This window comes from Paenibacillus sp. FSL R10-2734, from assembly GCF_037963865.1.
Taxonomy (GTDB): Bacteria; Bacillota; Bacilli; order Paenibacillales; family Paenibacillaceae; genus Paenibacillus_AQ.
Genome location: NZ_CP150170.1, coordinates 2408502 through 2429852, shown reverse-complemented (window position 1 = coordinate 2429852; position 21351 = coordinate 2408502). Strand labels below are relative to the sequence as shown.

Below are 21351 nucleotides of genomic sequence, written 5' to 3'. Positions count from 1 at the left end.
GGGCAATCGAATCATCTAACCTAACTACAGACAATTATTACAGAAATAAGAAAATCGCCCCCTAATTGACTTACAATAGAGGGCGATTGGTTGTATTTTGCCTTGCCTAAGCCTATTATTGTTGAGCGATTTGCTCTTGAATTAGCTTGTTGCCATTTTCCTCAGCTTGTCGCAAGGCGGTATTCACATCCATTTTACCTTTTACAATCTCAGGGATAACACCACCTGTGTACATCGCTTGTTCAAGTACGATTTCATCATATTCTGTCATGGTACGTTGCGGCGCAGGCTTGCCGTGGTACAATGCTTGAATATTTTTTGTTTTTGCGAACTCGTAATCAGCAAATGCAACATCACGTACCGCTTGTGTAGTTAAAGGTGTAATGTAACCTCTTTTAGACATAATGGTCTGATACTCTTCTGAAACTAAATATTTTGCAATTTCCGCAGCAACTTCCTGATGTTTGGAGGTGGATGTAATACCCACATAGGTTGCATAAGGCTGCGTATTCAGACCAGGGTATTCCTTGAATTCTGGGACAGATGCAATGTCCCAATCCATCGCAAGCGAGCTGTTGGCACTGTTCATCCAACCCGATGTAAAGACATACATGCCGACTAGGAATTCCTTATTAAAGTCATCATGTCCGTAAAACTTTTCGGAAGCACGTTGCTGTACACCTGGATCACGAGATAGCTTATAGAAGATATTATCATAGATAAATTTCCACTGATCATTATTAACGGTTGCCTTATTCGTAGCAGGGTCAACGAATCCAGCAGAGTTTTGAGTAACACGAAGGTAATGCTTAGGCGATAACCAAAGACCTAAATATTGCTTGCCATCTTCATTACGTGTAATTTTCTTACCAAGATCAATCGCTTCATCCCATGTCATCCCATCATGAGGATATTCAACACCGAAACGATCGAAGATGCTTTTATTATAATACATGACAAATTTATTATCGCTGAGTGGTAGCAAATAGGTTTTGCCATCGATCGTCACCGCATCCATATAGGCAGGTTCGATCGTATCCAATGGAATATTATGCGATGAGATTAGCGGGGTAAGATCCTGCGCCAAATTTGCAGGAATCCAGTCTTCACGCAACTCACCCGCTGTGGCTAGATATATATCGATGTCTGTACCTGAAGCAATAACTTGCTCCATTTTGCGTTCTTCAGTCTGGTTGATGTACGTTATATTAACATTAGGGAATTTTTTCTTAATATACTGGCCGTAACGATCCTCAAATTCTTTTGGTTGTGCAAGACCGAACCAATTCAGATCAGCTTTAATATCTTCAGGATTGGTGCTGCTTGCTGTCTCGGTTGCATTCGGAGCATTGGATTGTGATGTTTGCGAATCATCGACTTCCTTCGTACCTCCACATGCTGCCAATACAGATAACAGCATCACAGAGGTTAACACTTTCGTCATCACCTTTCGTACCATTAGAATATTCCTCCCTTTTAATTTGACCCATTTTTAACACTTGTAAGCGCTCTCTATTCTGTTTGATGTGACATTGCTCTATTTCCTCGACTCATCGAAACAGATGATATGAACTGCTTCAAGTAAGACTTATTATAGATGGGAATGCCTGCGCTTTCTTAGGCTGATGCAACTAAATTATAGGGGGATTCGGTAGATGTAATAATTAATTCACTGGTGCTACAGCGGCTGTTTCAAACAGCCAATCCAGCAGCATATTACCGTTATTTCTCTGATCGAACTCACGATCCGACAGCATCTGATTCGGCTCGATTACACCTACAATTAGAAATGCTCCCTTCCCGTAACAAACCGAGTGACGTCCCGCTTCATAGGACAACGCATGGATATTAATAGATGGATAGGCGAACACCCTAATACCTTTCTGTAATACGGGATCAAGTCTGGAATAGCCCCGCTGATCAGAATCATAGGCAATCGGTTGCAGCCACTGTTCATCTTGGGAATGAAATAACCCTACCAGAATAATAGACGGTGACTTTAACTCTATCTCTAGAATCATCTCTTCGTGAGTCGCTTGACGCTGACTAAACCGAATACCCGTCAATCCAGACAGCTCTTCCGCACAACCAATAATCGGGATATCACCATCCGTAAACACACGAGCCCCTTTCTCAATTTGGAACAGCTCCGCATGTTCACTTTCCAACGTAAAGTCGGCTTGACGGTATCGTTGATAGTGATTCGAACTTGACTCCTGCATAAGAAAATCTGGTAAAGCGCCTATTCGCAAGTCACTTATTCGTTGACGAAACACAGCCAGCTCTTGTTCATACATGGGTAAGCAATCTGACCAGTGGCTATAAGCTTTCCCGTCACGAAATGGTACCTTGCGCAGTCTCGTTTGCATGCCGCCAGCGAACCAGTATTGTTGTGCTGTAACCTCCGTGAGCCTTCGGTATTCTGTTACACTCTTTTCCACCCATTCTGCCGCTTCTTCCAGCAACTCTAGCCTCATCGAGTAGTTCCCTCCAACCATATGCTTATACATATATACAAGCATGGCTGCCCTTACCTTACATGTGTACACGCCCGTCATGATGCGGATTGCATCCATATCCGTCACGATACGTTCAAACTCAGCCTTATTCTTATGTACGTAGTTTCTTGCCTGCTGCACCGCTTTGAACGCTTCCTCGGAAGAATGCTCTGTCTCCTTGATAATATCAAGGGGCGTCTCTCCCCTATGCGGAAGTCCTGTTAATTCCTTAAGCACATATTGCTCCAATCGTTCTCCAGGTGGCGCATGCGATTTCCATAGCTCAGGCCATGGAACGTACCGTTCTGGATTCGTCAGTTGGCTCATCGTCATGCCCAGACTCATCGTCTGACGATTGCCCTGCGTGATGCCAAAACGGCGAAGCAGCAATGGAGCACAGCGACCTGAAGATTCGTAGGCACGAAGAATAAGCTCGCCCGCCTCTTTACTGCCAAACTTATGCTCCAGTCGCGAAATCCAATGCTGGCGCTCTGTTATAGCGTCCCGATCCGGATTCCACGCATATCGTAGCCAAGCCTCAAACCAGATCCAATCCCGATCTACCTGCTTGATACGAATATCCGCCTTGTCCGGTGAATATGGCCAGTTCCAGTACGATAAAGGATAAAATTGTAGCGCCGTGGCCTTTAATCGATAGTGGATGGATTGTACGCAACGTTGAATAAACGAGGGCGCTCCCCAGCGAAACGGCTCCAAATTCGTTACCATATGAACCGTTGCTACATGGACGCTGTCATGCGAACCAAGCTTCTGATGCAATTGCTGCGCATTCCCTCTAGGAACCCAGGTTGTAAGTGATTCTCCATTGAATTTCATTTCGGAATGAAGATTCGGATACAGTGAACTCGCAGCACTCATCACATCCTCAATCTCAATACCGTGTGAACGCACAATGACCGGCGGTGGCTCTACCGCGGAAGATTGACGCAATCCCTCATGAATACCGGGTAAAATAGTCTCACACAGCCACTCTACTCCGTACATTTGCCCCTTCAGCTGTTCCCCAAGACAGATCATCAAACCTACCTTCGGGAATGTACAAACAAAAGTAGATAATAATTTACGGTAGAACTCGCTTGTTATAGGAGTCGGTTGGTGATGTCGATAGGGTAATCCGTACTTGTTGGCAAAGCCATGGGGAATATGGATACTGTAGAAGGATAAAATTAATTGAATCCCTCGTTTGTCTGCCTCTGCGGTTAGCCAGTTCAGTAGGTTCGCGTTTCTTTCCAGCTGTGTTGTAGTTACCTCGCGCGCCTCCGGTTCATCAGGCAAATCGATCAACGAGGAGAACGGGTTAGCATTCCACAAATACAAGACATTGCCCCGATGTTCGAGCAGCATATCCAAATAGTCCAGCCACATCACTTTATCATACAGCCATGGAAACCGATCAGGTGTCCATGGATATTCAAATGCTTGTCGACCAAGCTCAATCTCCTGCTTCTGTATACCAATCGCAGGCCCACGCCACGTTAATCGCGGTGCATCTCCGAATGATAATTCGTGCGGTAGTTCTCCTTGTTCTCGAATATGTCTCGATAGCTCTTGACAGCCATATAATACACCGCTATCATCCCCACCACTGACCACGATCAGCCTCCCCGGGCACAGGGACAGATAAAACCCTTCTCGGTTTGGTTCATTCGTATGGTACAGCAGCAGATCATGGTCTTCTAAACCAACAATCAGATCGGATTGGAGACGGCACCCGACGTATATTTTTGGTACATCAGATTCTCTGTAACGATCCCATGACCAGCCACCAGGCTTCTCTTCGACATGATACCCGCTTGTTTCGAGCGCTTTTTTCAACATCACGACGCCATGCATAATCCGAGGTGATGCATCCAAATCGTATCCAATTACGATCAACTCCAGCATACGACTCCTCCCATTCCGATGGTGTATAGATTAATTCACGATGGTAACCCCTTCAACCTTATCCATGGTAAAAGGCTCCCCTTCTTCAGGTAGTATCGTTGTGCTTCGGAACACAATATTCTCTGCATTTGTGCAGGTAACACCTTTTCGGGCTGTCAACATTACACGCTCGAAGACGATATTGCAGATTGGCATTTCTGGTAGACCTTTTATCAATAAAGCCATCTGTGCACCAATACAGGTTGTATCGCGAATATAGAAATCCCGAAATACGGGTGTTTCCTCCGAGACTGGGACGGTATCTTCTGTATTGTTCTTGCCTGAATAATATGAGCTAAATATAATTGCTTCCTTCGCAATATCCTTCATCCGCACATTTTGAATATAAATATGCTCCACAGTGCCACCTCGGCCTCTTGTACTCTTGAAACGAAGACCCGCATCCGTCCCAATAAATACACAGTCTGTTACCAAGATGTTACGGACATCTCCAGACATTTCACTTCCAATCACAAACCCTCCATGACCATGGAACACTTGGCAATTGCGAATAATAACGTACTCCGTAGGAGCAGCGAGTGAGCGGCCGTCGGCATCCTTACCTGATTTGATACAAATGGCATCATCGCCGACATCGAAAAGTGTGTCATGAATATTAGCATATCGACAAGAGTCTAAATCTAAGCCATCGCCATTCTGCGAATGCCACTGATTACGAATCGAAACATTTCGAATCGTTACATGCTCACATAACCACGGATGCACATTCCAAGCAGCGGAATTCCGAAAGGTTGGGCCGTCGAGCAATACCTTACGGCATCTGTCCAACTGTACAAGCGTTGGCCGTAAATGATCGCGGGCAGGTAGGAACGCCGAAGGCTCTTGCACGTTCTGTGCAATTAGCTGTTTCGCGAGGATATGGCCTTTCAGCGATTGCTCAGTCGGCCACCAACAATCTCCTTCCACATACCCACCGGATTGCAGTAGCTTCTTCCACTGACCTTCCGTCATTTTCATCCGCTTTACTGGTCGCCAAATCTCGCCTGAGCCGTCAAAAATACCCTGTCCTGTAATCGCGACGTTCTCCAAATCCACGCCATAAATGGCGGAGATACAACGAACCGTACGAAGCCCTTCATAGCTTGTTGATATAAGCGGATAATCATTACGATTCTTACTAAATATGATAAGTGCCCCTGATTCGGTATGTAGACAGACCCGACTTCGCAATCGGATTGGCCCCGTAATCCAGGTGCCCGCCGGGATAATAACTGTTCCACCCCCTTGTGAGGCACAGGCTACCATCGCACTCTCGATGGCCTCCGTATTCATGAATTGTCCGTCGCCGATCGCACCGAAATCCGTAATATTGAATGTATTGTCGGGAATAACAGGAAGTTCTACCTCCGGCATGTCGAATGGCAAGGCTTCAGTATTTGCCAGCTTCATCACTGTCATGTGTTCGCAACTCCTTTTAAGGGATTCATCTTAACTTCGTTAATGTAATAAACTGCGGCTTTCACAGGCTCGTCGGGATCTACAAGATCATCTGTAATCAGCGGTGTCTCCACATGCGGCTCCCCTCGGATCGGACCAGTTCGCAATGTGAGTCTTTCAAGTGTATACGCAGGCATAGAGAAGTGATACGACTTCGGAGCGTCCTGCCCATTTACCTGAACGGTAAACTGTTGATTAGCGGTATCGAAACGAATGATCAGGTCATACCAGCGATCTGCATCATATTGTTGAAGCGCCGTCCAAGTACCAGCTTGAAGCACTCGCAGCATCCCACCCGCTTCAAAACAAAGTCGTACAGGGATAGAGCTCTTCGCATCGCATAGCTCGATGTACAACTGCCCCTCGTCTACCTGTTTCGCCATAAGTCGAATCCGTACCTCACCAGCCGAGCACGAAGGAAATACTCGCTCAGCTTTGGCATAATCATAAGGATCTGCATCGCGAAGCTCTAAGCTTCGATCACTTTCGGAGGGAATAGCAGCTACAGCAACACTGGCCCAAAGTGGACTATAAATATTCCAATTAGGAACCCGGTCCGCTTCATCCAGACCGTTGAACGAATCATGTACAGGCTCATTGACTTGGTAGCTTATCGGTATAGGTATTTCACTTACCCAAATATCCTCTTTGTTCGCACTGTAGGTTACCCACATGCTACCATCTGGTGGAGCATCTCCTGCTTCAATTCCACGGATGTAGCTCAACCCATAATTTTTATGATTTCCGAAAAAGCGCCGCGGTGGAACATCCCCATTCACGACAAGCATATCGTCAAAAGAAAGTCCATCATCGCTTGTAACTATCGCGAGTGGCCATCGATGATTACCAATCGGTGATGGGTTATATAGAAGTGCATAACGAGAATCCGAGGTTCTTTCCCCCCATGATTTGCCGCCTGCCGTAATCATCGACTTAGCTTGCTTCTGCTGCGACCAAGAGTGGCCCTTATCCTCAGATATCGCATAGACCGAATGCTTCCATAGCCCTACAATTCGACCATCCGGCAACGGATACGAATTGAAAGCGGTTCCGCCTTTTACGGCGTAGAAGTCATCGGGACTACGATCCTCCTCCCACCACTGTAGCGTCACTAAGCGATCCGATAACAGCTCCTCACATGCTTCGAGGAAGCCTTGATCCTCAGTTGTGGTATACATCGGGTAATGCACATTCTGCTCATGCCAACCGGCATGTCGGTTCAACCGAATGAAGTAGATCGGTCCGAAGCTTCCATCTTCCATAATCTCCCTTACTACACGGCCGATTCCTTTTCCATTGTTCGGACTAATACTTGGCAATGGGCAAAATCCATAAAAAGCTACTGCGAGTAGACGTCCACTCGATGCCGTGTAGAAGCCCATTCGTTGGTGCATCACGCTATACGTTCCAGCTGCAAGCTGTTCACCATTCGAATAAGTATGCGCATTGTCAAGTTGATAGGGCGGGAACAATACAACGGGCGTGGACCAGTTCCAGCCGTCCTTTGAAGTCGTTAGCAGTGTCTGGCCCGGTGGTACATGTTCGTGCACAGGGCAGCTTAAATATTCTAGATAGAAGCTACCTTTCCAGTAAGCTAGCATAGGTGCATGATTATAGGTCCAGCCTGTTCCGTCGGACAGCTCAGGATGAGAACGATTAGCTCGGAGTACCTGTCTGCTCCGAACACCAATGACCGGACGAAGCTGCCCATGATGATAATCCAAATTGGCGGTTTGGCCGCCGATATATCGAATATGGTTATCTAAAGGATCCATTTGTGTTCTCCTTTACATAGGTTTGATACTAACTTTACACGGGATCTGACTTCTATTTATAGGCTTAAACCGCTGTATTTATAGGGGGAATTGTAGTATTAAGGGGATGCTTGAGTTATTAACTGTTTAACTGCACAAGAAAAACGGCTGACGGCATCTTTGGAGGTAGAGTTACAAGCTGAGTACATCCGTAATTCCATACTCGTATCCATATACACCTTCGTAGTGAGGTTCCGCTTACGGACAACCGTATTGCACTTATTCGTTAATAACAAGCCCATTTCCGGGTGATTTGGGGCGAATAACGGCGCTGGCTCGTTTACGTTACCGTCGGCACATTGTATTCGGTTTTCCGCATACATTTGGCTCGTTTACGTTACTGGCGGCACATTGTATTCGATTTTCCGCATACATTTGGCTCGTTTACGTTACCGGCGGCACATTGTATTCGATTTTTCGCATACATTTGGCTCGTTTACGTTACTGGCGGCACATTGTATGCGATTTTTCGCATACATTTGGCTCGTTTACGTTACAGCGGCACATTGTGTTCGATTTTTCGCATACATTTGGCTCGTTTACGTTACCGGCGGCACATTGTATTCGATTTTTCGCATACATTTGGCTCGTTTACGTTACCGGCGGCACATTGTATTCAGTTTTTCGCATACATTTGGCTCGTTTACGTTACCGGCAGCACATTGTGTTCGATTTTTCGCATACATTTGGCTCGTTTACGTTACTGGCAGCACATTGTATTCGGTTTTTCGCATACATTTGGCTCGTTTATGTTACCGGCGGCACATTGTATTCGGTTTTTCGCATACATTTGTCCGTAACCTCGACTAAAACATGCATTTCGGTGGATATAAGGTCCGCTCGGTCCGTCCCAAAGAGGCGTGTGCTTAATTAAAAACAGGGCTCCCCATGGCCACCATTGAATATAGGACCATCCCTAATTCTTTTCACATTTCTCCGCAGTCTCGAAATTTAATAAATTCTAGTAGAGCAAGAAGAAACGGCAATGCCGTCCTTTTAGGGACAGTATCCGTTTCTTCAAGAAATATAAGATATATAGGATAACTTGTAATATGTCTATAACTTCGTCCCAGAGAAAACCTCGGTCTTGAGGATCTGTCCCGTTGCATCTCCCTTATAGAAACGAATTTCATGATCGCCGAAGCGTAATCGCCAGCTGTCATGACCTCCTAGATATGGAGCGACTGTTTCGCGAGCTGTGTCACTCAAGAAGTCGTTAATCACAACCCAGGCTCCCCCGTTCGGGTAACGTCTGCTTTCTTTCCAAGCCTTTGGCACCAGCCATGCGGCAACGAGAACGACGGAACCTTCTTCCGCTCGACGTCGGATCGCCGCTAACGTCTCCTCGGACAGTCGTGAGCCGGCCGCGAGTATTAGCTTAGGCTGTCCAAGCTGTTCGTAACGTACCTGGTCATCGTATACAATGACGTTATTTAATGGATTGAACAGCGTATGCGTAGCAGTCTGCGGCAGATCAGGACAGCCGAAAGGAAGTGGATAGCGATCTAATGCAACTCGCTGCTTCAACTTATGCCTAGGAAAGTCATAGCCTGGGATATGCATACAGCTACCGTGGGATGGAATCGTCCCATGACTGAGCAAATTCCAAGCTTCGAATACACTATTCGTCGTTTCCTCCACAGCATCCGTCCGGTTGCCGAATAATCTAGCATTCTGTCCGTAATTACTATCATCCGCATGGATCAAGACGATGTCTGGATTGATATCGGTATGCGACCAATGTAGTGGCTGCCCTGGAACATAGTCATGAATGAACTGCAACCAGACCTCCCCAAATTCCGTTCGCTCGAAGCGGTTGTCCTTATAGCGTAGAAGTGCATCCACATTCTCCGTAAACAGATGTGTCGGTGCCATTAAATAAGCCATTCGAAGTGCGGATGCGAACTCCTCAGGTGAATGCCCCGGAAATCCCGACAGTCGGGTAAACCAATGACCGATGTCTGGTCCCCACAGATCAGCGCAAATCCAAAGCGGACGTCCGTATTGCTTCGCAGCTCCGAGCGCTGTACTAAGCTGCAGCGCCTGAAACGATTCCTTCATTATTTTCGGGCATACAGCCATCCCCGCACGAGCATGAACATGAAACATAACTGGGAAGACATGCTCGGCAATCAGAGGTACATCTATTCCAGTTCTACCGTTCTTCTCTACCAGTGCTTTAACATGAACATTTCGCTCGGTGACTGTATTCACAACTACATCGTTTGCTTCCTGAAGGCTAAGCCCGTCCGTGCCTCCCCAGTGTGGATACCACCCATCCTTCCGATACTGCGCAGCATTAATCTGCAGGTGCTCCGGTTCATCATACAACAACCCCATACATCTTCCGCTCTCTATTGCCTCTGTAATGGCAACATCAGGCACATCCCAGCGATTCGTACCTTCGACCCAAGGTCCATTAATATTGCCATATTCATTCCCAATGCAGAAGTTCATTCCGTACCGTTCCATGTCCCGTAGCATATCCTGAAAGCCTTCCATGCCTGGTAGCATGTGATGCACATAAAAATCCGCACCCATGTCTTGCAGTACCGAAATGAATGACACTGGAGAAGGCGTCTCGTCCTGAGATATATGAATCGCTCCCGTTCCCGTTCGCATTACGAGATCTGATGCTTCACTTGCCCATGGGTCCTGCCATGCTACCACGGGGCCTTGAATGCCAAATTTCACGCTTGCTGTTGATGATTTATTCATTCGCAGCCGTACCTCCGGTTCCACTATTCTCAAGAACGACTTTTTCTCCTGCACGAAGCTGTAATATAATCAGTTCCTCCTCCGACCGGATCACAGCGCCAGCTTTATGAATCGCTACTCTTCCACCAAACGGATTGACGAGTCGGATCACTTCATCTCGTTCGCTATACACAATAACGGACTGCACCTGACCACCAGTCTTAACGCCTGAGATCAGAACCGCCCCCTCCGCTCGAATGCCAGAGAACGAAGCCTCCTTAAAGCGCTTGGATAATCCTTGGAAGACTCGAATGGTTCCTCTAACACATTGCACATACATTTCTAGCACAGCGGCAGCAGCGGCGATTGACGCCTCTACTTGCATCGTATCTCCGCCAGTAAATTCACTAAAGCCTTTATAATTCGCATTATGTCTGCTTGCATAGCTAGGCATCATGAAGACTTCCTTCAGCAATGTAAGTGATAGCAAGGCCATATCCGCAGAGCCTAACCGATTGTGCAAAATCGATGCCCAAGGCATAGACCAGCCTGCCCACCGCCCCATCCCTTGATCAACCCATGATCTATAGGCATTCATGACTACCTCTTTCTGCGCAGGGTCCTCCATATTCATAGTGTCAAACGGAAAAATCCCTGCTAGATGTGAGTGATGACGGTGGGATTCAGACAACGGCTGGCCTTCCCACAAATACAGCTCAAGTCCTGGCTTGGTACTAAACTCTTGGAACTGTCTTGGTCCTGCGGTGTAGGGTGGCAGCTTGTTATAGATGTCCCTAGCGATCGCCGCCGTAGCTTCATCAATTCCGTACGTTTCATCGAGCTCCAATAGCTTTTCACACAAGAAACGAACATTAACAAGAAAGAACGTTGAATTCCGGGCAAGCCCTTTCGGTGACGAACCGCCGAATTCAGGAGACACGGACACTGGTAGAACGTATCCATCTCCCTCACACTCCATCATTGCCCGGAATACATGAAGTGACTTCACCATAAACGGATACACCTCATGAAGTAGATATTCCTCATCCCCTGCATATCGAGCATACTGCCACATCATTTGAGCAATCCACGAGGTGTTCGCTTGATCAATCGTTCCGGTCCACATACCACCGACAGGATGGCCCCGATCGTCAACCGAATGACCTAGCATATACCCATCCTCGAGCCCCACGAACCGTTTAGCATTCTGTGCTAATATCGGCTTCCAGCTGTCGATCATCGTGAACAATGGCTGTAAGCAGTCCAATAGATTGGAACCATAAGCTGGCCATAGGCACTGTTGCACATTAATATTAAAATGATAATCACAGCTCCACGGCGGATTCCGGTATTCCTCCGCCCACGGACCTTGCAGTGTCGGTGCAATTTTTCCTATCATAGAGCAGCCAATCATCCGATAAATCCCTAAATAATACATCCGTTCAATTTCAGGATCAGGTAAAGAGACATCCGCAGCTTTACGCCATATGGATCGCCAATGCTCCTGTGTTGAAGCTATAACTTCCGCATAAAGATCTGCACCAGAGATATCTACCACTGCATTGTAAGCCATACCCGGTGAGCATGTATCCAAAATCGTATTAGCCGAATGTATCGCCTCATCGGAGTTCATGCCATAGGCTGCGACAATTCCAAGCATTCCTTCATATCGTCTCATTAGCACTGCACATGATGGATCCTGGGGTAGATTTTGTACCCACCCATCCGCTAGTAGCATAGGCGGAGGTATGTCAAAATCATCAAAGTACGCTTTAGTCTTCGCAAATGAATATGCCGGAATGGCCTCCACATCGTGTATGAGCCCAGCATGATCCGACAACAGCAGAAGAGGTGCGTCAATTGCAATAGAAAGACGTAATGTATGCTCGCTTCCCTCAAAGCGGCAGACTATGACAGCCTCGCCTCGATCCAGTTGAAGTGAAGCGGAGAGGATATGAGCACCCTCTCTTAGCTTCAGTTCGAATCTACCCATCGCTAGTCTCGTTGGCCGTTTCTCCTTGCCATTCATCATCGTGGTGGGGAAGAGCCCCCGAGCCTCTTCAAAATCACCGGTGGTCAACAGCTTCTTCAGATGCTCATACGTACAATCGTCCCGCCAAATCGTGCCTCCGCGATGATCCCAATAATCGGCACGGTTTACCGTCAGCATGATATGCTCATCTTGGAACCAGACCAATGTACCGAACACACCATTCGACAGAGGTATCCCATCATGACAGTACCCTGTATCTAATGTCCAGGACACTTCATAGTTTGGTTGAATCTCAATTGCCTTCACAAGCCTCACCTCATTATGGCATCAATTGTTAGGCAAAAGCCCCAGGTCTCAGGAACAGCTCAATCACCGGTACCGTAACATTCGGCTTCTTCACGGGAATGCTGATGGATACCGTCTCCGCATCGCGCCCTTCAGTAAATGCACCTACAGCCATTGAGCTTTCCCGTGCACCTTCCTTCACCTTAATTTCGGATGCATCGTTCAACAATTGTGCGTATTCAATCTTGCCAGCTAATCCTTTGATATGAATGGATTTGAACGAATAGCTGAAGATGTGCAGATATAAACGATTTGTCTGTGGATTGTAAGTAAATCGGCAATCATCAGGCGCCTGCACACCTTCAGGTGCTGCAGTACAGCCGTAGATCGAACGATCATGCCGTTTCATCCATTCGCCGATGCCTTGCAGACGTTCCAGTGCGCGCTCGTCGATCTCTCCGCGTCCCGTCGGTCCAATGTTCAGCAATAAGTTCCCGCCTTTGCCAACTGCATCAACTAGCATTTTGATCAGCATATCAACGCTCTTCCAGGAATCCTCGTCCCGATGATAGCCCCATGAGCCACTAAATGTGTGGCAGGCTTCCCATACAACAGGGCGTCCACCTACCTTCACCCATTCCTTCGGCATATACTGCTCAGGCGTAGTAATATCCCCCGGAACCTCTAAGCGGTCATTGAGCAGAATATTCGGCTGCAGCTCGCGAACCATTTTCACAAACTCTTCACTCTGCCACTCGTTTTTTCCTTTGCCCGCGAATCCTTCTTCCGCTTGGATCGAGAAATCAAGGAATAATAGATCAACCGGACCGTACCCTGTTAGGAGTTCCTTCGTTTGACCAAACATATAATCCACATACCGGCTGAGCTGACGCTGTTTGTCCTGTTCAACAAATTCTTTGTTATAACGCAAGGGATGCTTAACGTCGACGGTATAGTCCGGATGATGCCAATCGATTAATGAATAGTACAGACCTGTCTTCATATCATATTTGCGGAAAGCATCCACCATAGGGCGAAGCAGATCTCGTCCTGCTGGTGAATGGATCGCCGTATAATCCGTCAGCTTGGAATCCCATAGACAAAAGCCTTCATGGTGCTTCGTTGTGATAACGAAATATTTCATTCCGGCATCCGATGCTGCCTTCGCCCATACCTCAGGATCGTATAAATCAGGATCAAATCGCTTGAAATACTTATTGTATTGTTCCGTTGTCATATGTTCACGTGATTTAAGCCATTCGTGACGAGCTCCCATTGTATAAAGTCCCCAGTGTATAAATAAGCCAAACCGATCGTGTGTAAACCAATCTGTTTTCTGCGATGAACTCGGTGAATTCGTCAAATCATTTGTCGACATTGCTTTTCCCCTTTTCAAATAAAATGTCTGTAGAGCATGCTTACAAAATGGATCTACCCCTCTGCAGTAGCTGGGTTAGCAAATGATCCAATGGCGGATTACAGCCCACTCTTCCCTCAAGTCGCAACCCCATAAGGATGATTTCGCCCATACCTAACGGAACCGTACCTACGACTGGCAATCTGCGTTTGCGCGCTCCTGCGGATAAGGAATCGGAGGTAGGCTTGGCATAGGTATATAACAACGGAATCAATGAATCTGAATACCAGCCACTAGCCGTTAGCGCTTCCATACGATCGACTGTACGATTGTAGAAAAATTGGAAATCATACGCGTTATATGGTTCAAATTGCGGATCATCTTCATCAAAACCGATCGTGTACAAGTTGCTAACCTTCTTCTGTTGAACAATGAGTTCAGCCATGCGCCACTCCGCTTCCCTACTAGCGGCATCTGGTAGCAGGATTGCCGTCGCTCCCCGCTTAATGGCTGCCGCAATCTCCACCTCGTATGGAGCATAATCTTCAATAGAAGACAGCACGATAAGATCAAATGATCGACCCGCTTCATGCTTGCGACTATGTATTCCCATAGAAGTAATCAAAGCTCCCGCCGCCTCACCAAGCGTGACAATATACCGTCCAGTTGTAGCATCACGAAAGTCAACAGGCTTGCCGTACACCTCAATATCAAAGCGTTCACTGTTCAGCAGTTCTCCATCTTGGCTGTACAGCGAAATGTCAGCGTGTAGCGTCTGCCGTCCTTCTATCTGCGGCATCAGAAGTGGTACCGTGCCGACGTACGCCGAATAGACTGCTGCAATGTCCGCTTCTAGCTCATAAGATACATAATCACACGTATCATCCCGCAAGGTAACACCCACACGTAATTCCTTATAGTCAACCGCTGTATCGTTCAGTAACCATGCCTCTAACTCGATTGCCTCACCTGCATAGGCTCGCCAACCATCTCCTCGCAAGTGTGCACGTAGCGGAGTTAATGAGTCACGATAGGTGAAGTAAGCCGGCTTAGGGATCCGATCTACACCAACAAGCGTTTTCATCCAACCTGATGGCCATGCGTCAATGAGCAGATGGATCGCAGACTGTACAATAAGATCCGAACGGCGTCGAATAGCATCAGTCATAAGTCGGGTGACGAACACTTGATACTTCTGGCTCCGCTCAATCCAATCCTCGATTCGCTCGACTTCGGGATACCAATCCCCATGAAGCGAGTAGGTCTGACTCCCAACAATGGCATCTGGCATCCATGGATCCTCCAGACGTTCAGGCAGCCATTTCTTCGGATAGCGCTCCTGCATCAGCGCTAGATGATCCAAGGCTTCCGATCCGTATTCCCCGTACCCCGTCTTCCACCCCTTCTTAATCGGCGGAATCCCACCCTTGTAAAACTCACCGAATGAAATCATATGATTCGTATACCACATCGTATAGCAATGAAAATCAGATAAACCCATCTCCGTCGGCGGGTCATAATCCCCTTCAACATTCTTCACAACACGATCAGGATTCTCGATATAGATCGCCTGTCGAGCGGATAGAAAGAGCGCTTCCAACTCATCCCGGTGCAAATGACGATGCCCCTTCCCACGCTTCGATGCACGCGATGGTTCATTGATCAGTGACACCATAATGACACTTGGATGGCTGCGGACAAGTCGTTCCATCTCGCCTGCCTGACGTACAGCTTCATTGAACTTACTTCGACGAATATAGCTAAACGCAGGTAGGTCACATTGATTCATCATGCCAAGACGATCCATCATGTCATAGATTTCTTCCTGTACCGGACGCTGGGTGATCCGATAGTAGTTCATATTCGCCAGCTTCGCGATCAGAATATCATCGATCAGTTGCTCTTCATTTCCTTGCATCACACATTGTTGAAGATGTCCCATCTCATTCGCGCCTCGCAGGATGATCGGACGATTATTCAGATAGAGAGAGCCTTTAGGTTCGGTAGATTCGTCCATACGGAAGGATCTCATACCGAAGCATCGGTCCTTCACATCCAAGACTTCACCCTCGTGCCATAGACTCACTCGAACCCGATACATGCATGGATCCTCGGGCTCCCATAAGCGGGCAGCAGCGAAATCAATGTTATATCGATAGTTATTGCTACCAGGACCTGCATACTGAATGGGGAAATGGATATCTGGCAGCCCCTCCCCATCGAAGTTTTCCACGAACACGTCAACCTTCAACTCTAGCTCTTCAATTAACTCCGCCTTTGTATTCGTCACATCGACCCACAGTTCAAACGCACCTGCATCAAGGTTCGGTTTCACGAAGATATCATCGACGAATAGTTCGGCTCTTTCCTCCAGGAATACTCGGTTGTAAATCCCCGCGCCGGGGGGACAATGATGCCATCCGTACTCCGGATCGTCCCACCCAGGGCCCGTAGCCGCGTACATCTTGTCCCCATCTAGCCGTGTCCCGTTGACCCCCATCATCGGATAATCGTTCTTCACCTCAACGACCAGCACATTCGTCTCCTCGAGCATTGAAGTAATATCGAATTCGAAGGGTGCAAACATTCCTTCATGCATACCTACACATTTACCATTCATATATACTGCCGCTTCGTAGTCGACTCCCTTAAACATAAGGTACACTTTGCGACCTATTGATGGCTTTGAATAGCTAAAAGTTGTTCGGTAGTAACCCGTCCATCGGCCATCCTCCTTCGTCGGCCCACGGAAGTCGGGAACGGTTATCTGTTCCCACTCTCCTTCCCCCTGTAGCACGCGAGAGAATTCACCACTACGTTCCTCCGCATAACGAAAATCAAAGCTAGACAATTCAAGTCGTTGACGTCGAAAAGCAGGTGGCGGTGACAGCGACCGAAGATAGGGACGATATTGCTCACGAAGCTTGGCTAGCTCAAGCCTGAACCATTCCATTCGTTCATCGAAGCTTGGTTCGATTGCACACTCGACTGAGGAATCACTCTGACGAAATAACTTCTGCTCCCATTCTCGTGGATGGATTTCTATCATGCCGTCTTTCGCAATAGGATGCTCGCGAAACGCAATTTCGGCGAAAGGATTTCTCCCCTGTGAGCTCTCCATTGTAGTTCGTATCGATGACATGCATCATACCTCCTTGTCTTACACAACACTCTAAGCCTACGTTTATCGTAGCACTGCACTCTTTAAGCAAACAATTCATCAATCCTGCACTTCATAGGGCATTTGGACCTTACATCCTTCGATAAGTTCTTGATTGTTTCAACACATGAAACGCAAACTATCAATTATCAAAACTGCTTCTATAAAGGTAATAAAAACTCTGATGACCCTCGGCTCACATCCCAGAATGAAAATGTTATCCCCTTACCCCCTCGCTAGACTAGAGAAATCCTGCAGATATACATCTTTTTGTACAGATATCATCTTCCTTAAGTCCAAAAGCTGCAAATGCGTAGGAATATCCTCACTTTTGGCTCGAAAGCTACTCTTGGAGCAAGAATTTCTGCAGATTTGCAGGAATTCATCATTCAGCCATCCTTCTATCAATAAAAGATGTACTTTTGCAGGTTTCCATGCTGCTCATAGTTTATTTATGTCTGTTCACTCACTCCCTCTGTCTTGAATTTTTGTAATTCTAGCTCATGCTAAAAACTCCTTTCCAGAACTTGTGATTAGACAAGCACTGAAAAGGAGTATCTATTTCTATTATTATTCCCGTTTCTTAATTAAGATTTGCTTTGTTAATTATGTAGGTACTCAGTATCTCTATCTCCTCTACCTGCTTGCCTATTTCCGTATCATACAATTTCTTGATTGCAAACTCACCGAACAGATTTTATTATCTTTTCAATCGTTTAGCCGCTGTTGATCGTCAATGTAACCCTTTTTCTTTCCTACAATTTGCAGTCCCGGATGTTTCGCGATTACATCTTCAAACCCGCGAACCCTGGTTCTCCTGATCTAAGTTAAGAACACTTAAGACGATACTACCCTGACCACCAAGCAGCTTAATCATGAGATTCCCCATATTGAGTCCTGCTTTATAAGCATCGGTACCAATAAATGCAATTCGTCCACTGAACACTAGATATATATCCACGGTAATCGTTCTAATTCCCATTTCACTGTATTTTTGCAATACCTAATGAAGACAAGCCTTACGTACGCTAGATACTTCTCCATGTCAGCCGCTTTCAATTCCAATTCGCATTCATCACCTTATACAAAAAAGGACCACGGAAATTAACCCGAGATCCTTTGTTTTATTCTTTATTCAATCATTGAATGAATCCTATGTTAATTTACTAGGCTTTTGCCGTATAGATCAATTCGGATTCTTTAACGTTTGTTTTTCCAGCCGACTTAATGGAATCATATTGGTACATATTCGTGACGATGACGGGAGTAATCGTATCATATCCAGCCTTTTCGATCTCGACACGATCAAATTCCATCAGCAGATCCCCTACAGACACTTTGGTGCCAGCTTGTACTTTTGGCGAAAAGAATTGTCCTTTCAGCTTCACAGTATCGATCCCGATATGAATCAACATTTCCGCACCAGCATCACTTACCAGCCCGATCGCATGACCGCTCTTAGAGAGTGAAAAGACTGTTCCATTGATCGGAGACACTACCCGACCTTCAGTAGGTTGAATAGCAAACCCTTTGCCCATAATTTCTTCTGCAAAAGCTGGATCATTGACTTCACTGAGCAGCTTTACTTCACCAGTAATCGGGCTAAAAACTTCCTGATCTTGCGGTTTTGCTTCTTCATTCGCTTCATTAGCTTTATTCACCTGTGCCGCTGGAACCTGTTGCACTTGAGTTGTTTGAGGTGTTTGTGCTGTTTTAACTGCTGTTTCAACTGCTGCTGCAGACCCTTCTTCAAAACCCAAAATGTAAGTTAATCCTGCTGCTACCGCAATTGCAATAACGAATCCGATAAAGGCATATACAGCGGTTCCGCCCAATATCATAGGAATTCCGGGAATTCCAGCCAGACCACCCATAACATAAGCTTTCGTGTGGAACAAGCTCATAAACGCACCGCCGACACCACTACCGATCAGAGCAGCGATAAATGGTTTTTTGTAACGCATATTTACCCCATACATCGCTGGCTCAGTAATCCCCATAAAAGCGGTTATACTGGTAGACATAGCTAAGGATTTAGTTTGTTTCACTTTAGATCTGAGGGATACACCTAGTGCACTCCCCGCTTGGGCAAAGTTCGCAACCATCATCATTGGAATAAGATAGTCATAACCGAGTGTAGCCATCGAGCCGATCATAACTGGTACGAGTGCATAGTGCATACCCGTAATAATGAGCAACGAGAATGTACCACCGATGATGAGTCCTGCAAACAGACCTGTATTATCAAATAACCATGAGAAGCCATCAGTCAAGGCGTTACCAAGAATTACTCCAAGTGGTCCAACTGCAATAAGCGTCAACGGTACGATAACGAGCAAAGTAACCGTTGGTACAACAATCAATTTCAAAGAAGCATGAGTAATCTTGTCGACCGCTTTTTCTACGTATGAAGCGAGCCATACTGCAATCAAGATCGGAATAACCGAGGATGCATAAGTTGCGGCTATAACCGGAAGACCCGCAAAGGTAACCTTATCCCCTGTTCCAAGAAGCGTGGTAATTGTCGGATGAAGTATCGCGGCACCAATGGCTGCACCGATAAACATATTGCTTCCTAGCTTGCGTGCTGTACTGATCGCTAGTATAATCGGCAGGAAGTAAAACGCCCCATCACCAATTGCAGATAAAATTTGATAACTAGAACCTTTATCACTCATCCAGCCCAGCGTTACCAACAGAGCAATAATCCCTTTGATCATTCCCGCTCCAGTAATCGCTGGAAGGATCGGTGTAAATACCCCGGAGATGAAATCGAACAATGCACTCAGTGGGTTTTTCTTTTCTTTAGCTACTTCGGACTTGGTAGTACCTCCATCCGGAGATTTGCTCATATTGCCTACTAGCGCATTGTATACTTTAGGTACATCATTCCCGATGATGACTTGGAACTGTCCGCCGTTAATCGTGACACCCATAACACCCGGTGTATTTTGCAGTGTTTTTTTATCAGCTTTATTGTTATCGTTCAGGTTAAATCTAAGTCTTGTCATACAGTGGGTTACTTGGTCAATGTTCTCCTCGCCCCCAACCAGCTTTAGTATATCTTTGGACAATTGTTGTTGATCCATGATGGTTCACTCCTTCTTCGGTGTTATCAAAAGAAACAAAAAACCTAAACACTGAATCATGACAAAGCAAAGAGCTTATCATCATGATTCAATGTTTAGGTTTTGCCTAATATAGTAACAATCCTAAACTATTCAACTGTTTGTTCGTTTCTCACGATCCGTTCAATGTGAATCGTTAAATATAGCAGTTCTTCCTTGGATAAGATTCTTCCATAAATTTTGCGCGTATAGTCACTAATCTTCATTACACAAGCACTAGCATTAAGATATTGCTTAGCTACCAAATCATAAAGGGAATTATCTTCCTCTTTGCCTTTAATCTCCGTGCCTTGCACCACACGCTGAGCAAAATACTTGAGATGTGTCAAAAATCTGTAGTAGCTTAATGAATCCTCATCTAGCTCGATTACAAAGCTTCGACGTACAATGTTTAAGATATCCTTAACAATATTGGTAATACTAACGGTCTCTCTCATCTCACCATTCATTCGTGCGTTTACGATATGCATTGTAATGAATGCGCATTCGTCTTCTGGCAAAAGAACACCTAGCGTTTCTTCAATAATGGACAGTGCTTTGATGCCGATCGCATATTCTTTTCGGTACATGCGTTTAATTTCCCACAGCAGCGCATTTCTCAGCTGCATGCCTTGCCGGTGCCGATCTATAGCGAAATGAATATGATCCGTTAGCGAAATGTATATGCTTTCATGAAGCTTCTCACTTAGCATGGTTTCTGCATAGCGTATGATTTCATCCGAGCATTCTACATATTCAACCGGGATATCCGATAGGAGCATCTTCAGCTTTTGCGACACTTCCTTACTTTCAAGCGAAAACACTTTTTCAATCAAGCTATCATCAATTAAATCGCCCGAATGTTTCTTGAAAGCTATTCCTCGTCCCATGACGACCCGTTCGTCTCCTCCTGGATCAATCACGGTAACTACATTATTGTTCAGCACCTTCTCAATTTTCATGTCATCACATCACCTTAGCATGGCATATAAAATAGAAAGGCAAAACCAAAGCAGGATTAAACCCCGCTTCTGGTTT

Annotated in this window: 11 protein-coding genes; all 11 read right to left on the bottom strand. The window is 46.1% G+C overall.

The genetic code is table 11. The features are described 5' to 3' along the window. Window positions 1-115: 115 nt before the first annotated feature. Complete coding sequence (locus NSS67_RS10710) at window positions 116-1459, bottom strand: extracellular solute-binding protein (RefSeq protein ID WP_339319508.1); 1344 nt, start codon at window positions 1457-1459, stop codon at window positions 116-118. Between the two features lie 205 nt (window positions 1460-1664). Next, the gene (locus NSS67_RS10705) at window positions 1665-4403 is read right to left on the bottom strand and encodes a hypothetical protein (RefSeq protein ID WP_339319507.1); all 2739 of its coding nucleotides are present in this window, start codon (window positions 4401-4403) and stop codon (window positions 1665-1667) included. Window positions 4404-4433: 30 nt separating this feature from the next. Further along, window positions 4434-5861, bottom strand: a complete 1428-nt coding sequence (locus NSS67_RS10700) for a glycoside hydrolase family 28 protein (RefSeq protein ID WP_339319506.1) — start codon at window positions 5859-5861, stop codon at window positions 4434-4436. Continuing rightward, a complete protein-coding gene (locus NSS67_RS10695) occupies window positions 5858-7675 on the bottom strand; it encodes a sialidase family protein (RefSeq protein ID WP_339319505.1) in 1818 nt (605 codons plus the stop codon). Before NSS67_RS10695 ends, NSS67_RS10700 begins: the two co-directional genes overlap by 4 nt. A 1095-nt stretch (window positions 7676-8770) precedes the next feature. Then, a complete protein-coding gene (locus NSS67_RS10690) occupies window positions 8771-10432 on the bottom strand; it encodes a hypothetical protein (RefSeq protein ID WP_339319504.1) in 1662 nt (553 codons plus the stop codon). After that, window positions 10425-12710 carry a hypothetical protein gene (locus tag NSS67_RS10685; RefSeq protein WP_339319503.1) on the bottom strand — a complete coding sequence of 762 codons (2286 nt, stop codon included), beginning with the start codon at window positions 12708-12710 and terminating at the stop codon, window positions 10425-10427. The genes NSS67_RS10690 and NSS67_RS10685 overlap by 8 nt, the downstream gene beginning before the upstream one ends. Window positions 12711-12738: 28 nt before the next feature. After that, entirely contained in the window at window positions 12739-14067 is a 1329-nt protein-coding gene (locus tag NSS67_RS10680; protein WP_339319502.1) for an alpha-L-fucosidase, read from the bottom strand. A 40-nt stretch (window positions 14068-14107) separates the two neighbouring features. Then, window positions 14108-17188 carry a sugar-binding domain-containing protein gene (locus tag NSS67_RS10675; protein ID WP_339319501.1) on the bottom strand — a complete coding sequence of 1027 codons (3081 nt, stop codon included), beginning with the start codon at window positions 17186-17188 and terminating at the stop codon, window positions 14108-14110. Between the two features lie 811 nt (window positions 17189-17999). Next, window positions 18000-18206 carry a hypothetical protein gene (locus tag NSS67_RS10670; protein ID WP_339319500.1) on the bottom strand — a complete coding sequence of 69 codons (207 nt, stop codon included), beginning with the start codon at window positions 18204-18206 and terminating at the stop codon, window positions 18000-18002. A 166-nt stretch (window positions 18207-18372) separates the two neighbouring features. Further along, window positions 18373-20295, bottom strand: a complete 1923-nt coding sequence (locus NSS67_RS10665; RefSeq protein WP_339319499.1) for a beta-glucoside-specific PTS transporter subunit IIABC — start codon at window positions 20293-20295, stop codon at window positions 18373-18375. 128 nt (window positions 20296-20423) lie between these two features. After that, window positions 20424-21275 carry a PRD domain-containing protein gene (locus NSS67_RS10660; RefSeq protein ID WP_339319498.1) on the bottom strand — a complete coding sequence of 284 codons (852 nt, stop codon included), beginning with the start codon at window positions 21273-21275 and terminating at the stop codon, window positions 20424-20426. Window positions 21276-21351 lie beyond the last annotated feature (76 nt).